1 rRNA gene is annotated in these 206 nt (G+C 49.5%); it reads left to right on the top strand.

Annotation, left to right across the window (positions count from 1 at the left end):
- Positions 1-138: 138 nt before the first annotated feature.
- A 5S ribosomal RNA gene (gene rrf, locus ACQRAX_RS25805) occupies positions 139-206 on the top strand; the annotation flags it as partial.

The following is a 206-nucleotide window of genomic DNA, read 5'->3' as shown; positions in this document are numbered from 1 at the left end:
CCCATGTGAGAGTAGGTCATCGTCAAGATTAAATTCCGAAACCCCTATCTGCATCTGCAGGTAGGGGTTTTGTCTTTAGAGTAGAAGCATCAAGAATTCGCTGGCACGTCGCAACAGACGGACCGGCACACAGAATTTCTTGACGACCATAGAGCATTGGAACCACCTGATCCCATCCCGAACTCAGCAGTGAAACGATGCATCGC

The organism is Pseudomonas sp. UM16, assembly GCF_050312595.1.
In the GTDB taxonomy this organism is placed as follows: domain Bacteria; phylum Pseudomonadota; class Gammaproteobacteria; order Pseudomonadales; family Pseudomonadaceae; genus Aquipseudomonas.
The sequence above is the reverse complement of the archived record's forward strand: the minus strand, read 5'-3'. Positions and strand labels throughout refer to the sequence as shown.